General features: G+C 71.8%; 4 protein-coding genes. 1 reads left to right on the top strand and 3 read right to left on the bottom strand.

Annotated elements, in window-relative coordinates; translation table 11 throughout:
* The 3 genes from ACJ73U_RS21585 to ACJ73U_RS21575 all read right to left on the bottom strand — a co-directional run.
* Nucleotides 1–1,181 (bottom strand): ABC transporter substrate-binding protein (locus ACJ73U_RS21585; protein WP_407779482.1); only part of this gene is annotated, 1,181 nt, incomplete at its 3' end.
* 8 nt (nucleotides 1,182–1,189) lie between these two features.
* A complete protein-coding gene (locus ACJ73U_RS21580; RefSeq protein WP_407779481.1) occupies nucleotides 1,190–2,308 on the bottom strand; it encodes an ROK family protein in 1,119 nt (372 codons plus the stop codon).
* Nucleotides 2,309–2,387: 79 nt separating this feature from the next.
* On the bottom strand, nucleotides 2,388–2,870 hold the full coding sequence (locus tag ACJ73U_RS21575) for a MarR family winged helix-turn-helix transcriptional regulator (RefSeq protein ID WP_407779480.1): 483 nt from the start codon (nucleotides 2,868–2,870) through the stop codon (nucleotides 2,388–2,390).
* A gap of 64 nt (nucleotides 2,871–2,934) precedes the next feature.
* Between ACJ73U_RS21575 and ACJ73U_RS21570 the strand changes: the two genes are divergently transcribed.
* Nucleotides 2,935–3,980: LLM class flavin-dependent oxidoreductase (locus ACJ73U_RS21570; protein WP_407779479.1), on the top strand; the 1,046-nt coding region annotated here is incomplete at its 3' end.

Genomic DNA, 3,980 nt, shown 5'->3' with positions numbered 1-3,980 from the left:
GACAGGTCCACGATGACGTTCGTCTCGGTCGTGAGGTACCGGACCAGCTCCCACGACGCCTCGGGGTTCTTCGAGTTCTCGGAGATGCCCATCACGTTGCCCGTGACGAAACCCGCGCCGTAGCGGCCGGCCTGGTTGTCGGCGACGGGCAGGGGAGCGGTGCCGAAGTCGAGTTTCGGCGCCTGGTCCTCGACGAACGCCTCGCGGTACTCGCCGTCGATGGCCATCGCGAGCTTGCCCTGCTGGAAGGCGTTGTCGGCGCTCCACTCGTCACCGAGGCCGGCGGTGAACCGCTGCAGCTCGTCGTAGCCGTACCAGTCGACGAGGTCCTTGTGCCACTTGAGCATCGCGGCCCAGTTCGGGTCCGTGCCGATGGCGGACTTCTCGTCCTTGGTGAGCCACCTGGCGTCCCACTGCGGCGCGGTGTGCTGCGGCGTGTGCTCGTAGAAGTTCAGCAGGGGAAGGAAACCCGCGACCTCGATCGTGCCGTCCGGCGCACGCTTGGTGAGCTTCTTGGCCATGTCGGCGAGCTCGCTCATGGTCCTGGGCGGTGCGGTGTAACCGGCCTGCCGCAACAGTTCCTTGTTGTAGTACAGGCCGTACACGTCGGCGAGGAACGGCATCGCGCAGCGGCGGTCGTGGTAGGAGGTGTAGGCGCGGACGGTCTGGGGGAACTGGTCGAGGTCGATCCCGTCCCGCTTGATGTAGGGGGACAGGTCCCGCCAGGCGCCGGACGAGCAGAACTTGCCGACGATGTCGGTGGAGTAGGACAGGCCGACGTCCGGACCCTTGCCGGACGAGATGGCCTGCAGCATCTTGGCGTCGTCCTGGCCGGAGGTCACGTTGACGTGGATGTTCGGGTGCGCCTTCTCGAACCCGGCGATGGCCCGGTCGATGGCCGTGGCCTCGCGGTCGGTGAAGAAGTGCCAGAGCTCGACGGTGCCCTTGGCCTCCTGGCCGGCGGGCGCGATCTGGTCGCTGGCGTTGGTGCCGGGTGTGCAGGCCGCGACGAGTACGGCGGTCGAGGCCAGTGCGAGCAGGGTGCGGCGGAGCGCGGGAGCGGAGCGCGGGAGCGCGCGGCGGGCTGACTGAGGAGCGGGCTCGGCAGCGAGGTACGAGCGACGGGTCCGCGGCGGGGGAAGGAGCAGGCCGGCGGACGAGCGGTGCGACCGGATGAACACAGGGCCTCCTAGCGGCGGTCTAGCAGGGCGGTGCGGACCGCGGTGAGGGTGGTGTCGAGCGCGCCGAGCAGGACCGCGTCCTCGGTGAGGCCCGTGGCGGCGACCTCGGTCTCGAGCACGGACAGGTCCCGCAGCGCCGCGCCGACGGCGTCCGCGAGCGCGGGGCCGCCGGCCTGACCCACCTCACCGGCGAGGACGACGAGCGCGGGGTCGAGCACGGCCACCACCGCGGCGATGCCGACGGCGATGCGGGTGGCCAGTGCGGGGTGCAGTTCTTCGTTGGTCGCCGCGGTGGCGGCGCGTTCGGTCTCGATGCCGTGCTCACGGGCCAGCGCGAGGATCGCGGGCCCACCGACCAGGTCCTGGAAGTCGCGCACGTCATCGCGGCGCGGCAGGCTGACCGGCATGTAACCGATCTCGCCCGCGCCGCCCCGGGCACCACGCAGGATCGTGCCGCCCAGGTCGATCCCGAGGCCGAGACCCTCCTCGCCCAGCCACAGCAGGGCGAAGCTGTCCGCCTCGCGAGCGATCCCGCGCGACCGCTCGGCCGCCGCCGCCAGGTTCACGTCGTTGTCGACGCTGACCGGCGTGCGCAGCCGCGCGCGGATGTCGTTGATGAGCCCGGGCCGCGACCAGCCCGGCACGTCGACGTACCGGATGGTGCCGTCGTGGTGCGCGCCCGGCACGCCCAGCTGCACGTGGTCGAGGCGCTTGCGGGGGATGCGGGCCTTCTGGCAGGCCTGCTGCACGCCCTCGACGACCGACCGGACCGGGTCGTCGACCAGCTTGGTCGTGACCCGGGCGCGGACCTCGCCGGTCAGGTCGCACACCGCGGTGACCAGGCTGGAGTCCTTCTCCTGCAGGGAGGCCGCGGCGGCATAGCCCGCGTCCGGGTTGACGTCGTAGATGTCGGCGTTGGGGCCGGGGCCGCCGCTGGTGCGCCCGACGACCCGGACCAGCCCGGCCTCCTGGAGGCGCCGCATGACGTCGGACGTGGTCGGCTTCGCGAGCCCGGTCAGCTCCCGCAGGTCGCCACGGGTGAGCGGGCCGCGTTCGAGCAGGAGGCGCAGCGCCACGGACTCGTTGATCTCGCGGAGCAGTCGGGAGGAGCCGGCCTGTTGTGTCAACGTGGAGCCTCGCAGGTATTGGTTAGACAATCTGCCTAACTATCATCGAGCCCTGCTGGCTAGTCAATACACCGATCGGTTACGGCCGGGTCGCAGCGATATCCTCCACCACCGCGCACGTGCTGTCCACCGGGTCGAGCGCGTTGACGTGCGCGGCGAGCTGTGTGAGCAGCGCCTTCAGGTTCCGCTGCGCCTCCTCGGACAGCCCGGCCAGTACGTGCGCCTCCGCGTGCGCGAGGCGGGCGTCCAGGTCGGCGAGGCGTGCGCGCCCGGTCTCCGTCGCGACGACGTGCCGGGTGCGGCGGTCGGTCGGCGCCGGTTTCCGCATCACGAGGTTCGCCCGTTCGAGGTCGTCCAGCAGGTACGTCATGACCGTCCGGTCGATGCCCAGCTGCTGGCACAGCGCGGACTGGCTCGCCGGCCGGTCGCGGGTCGCGGCGGTGAGGACCTGGTAGCCGCGGTGCCCGCCGGGCAGGTCGCCGACCGCCGCGTTCGTCGCCTTGACGTACGCGCGGAAGACCACGCCGAGGGTCCAGCCGAGATCGCCGTCGAGTGCCGTCACCCGACCAATGATAGCCGCCACAGAACGTCTGCATGACAGAACATCTGCGTGGCATACTGTCGGCATGCCAGATTACGGCCACTCCCTCGAGTTCGGCGTGTTCCTCCCGCCCGCCGCCGACCGGTTCGGCGAGGCGCTCCAGATGGCGCAGACCGCCGACAGCCTCGGCCTGGAGCTCGTCAGCCTCCAGGACCACCCGTACCAGGCGTCGTTCCTGGACACGTGGACCTCGCTGTCGGTGCTCGCCGCCGCCACGACGAACGTGCGCGTGTTCCCCAACGTGGCCAACCTGCCCCTCCGGCCGCCCGCGGTCCTCGCCCGCAGCGCCGCGAGCCTCGACATCATCTCCGGCGGCAGGGTCGAGCTGGGGCTCGGCGCCGGCGGGTTCGCGGACGCCATCGCGGCCATGGGCGGCCCGCGCCGCTCCCCGGCCGAGGCGGTGGCGGCACTCGCCGAGGCCATCGAGGTGATCAGGGCACTGTGGACACCCGGCCGCGGCGTGCGGTTCCGGGGTGACCACTACTCGCTGAACGGCACGCATCCCGGCCCGTTCCCGTTGCACGACATCGGCATCTGGCTCGGCGCGTACAAGCCGCGGATGCTCCGGCTGACCGGCCGCGCGGCCGACGGCTGGCTGCCGTCGAGCCCGTACGCGCCGCCGGAGCGGTTGGCCGAGATGAACCAGATCATCGACGACGCGGCCGAGGAGGCCGGTCGCTCGCCGGCCGACATCCGCCGGCTCTACAACATCGGCGGTTCCTTCACCGGCGACGGCTTCCTGCAGGGGCCGCCGAAGGTGTGGGTCGAACAGCTGGCCGAGCTGGCGCTGACCGAGGGCATCAGCGGGTTCGTGCAGATGGTCGAGACCGAGGACGATCTGCGCCGCTTCGCCGAGGAGGTCGCACCCGGCGTGCGTGAGCTGGTCGAGCGGGAACGCGCGCGGGAGTCGCGGCCACCGGCACTGGACGTCGAGCCGGTCGTCGAGCGGCTCGGCGTGCTCCCGACCCCGGACGACGGCACCCGCCTGTCCCCAGAAACCCTGTGGGACGAGTCGACACGCCCGACCGCGCCCGCGGCCGCCCCGGACGCCGCCTACACCGCCGCCGGCCG

The organism is Actinophytocola sp., from assembly GCF_045807065.1.
Taxonomy (GTDB): domain Bacteria; phylum Actinomycetota; class Actinomycetes; order Mycobacteriales; family Pseudonocardiaceae; genus Actinophytocola.
Note: the sequence above shows the minus strand (reverse complement) of the source record. Positions and strands in the feature narration are given on the sequence as shown.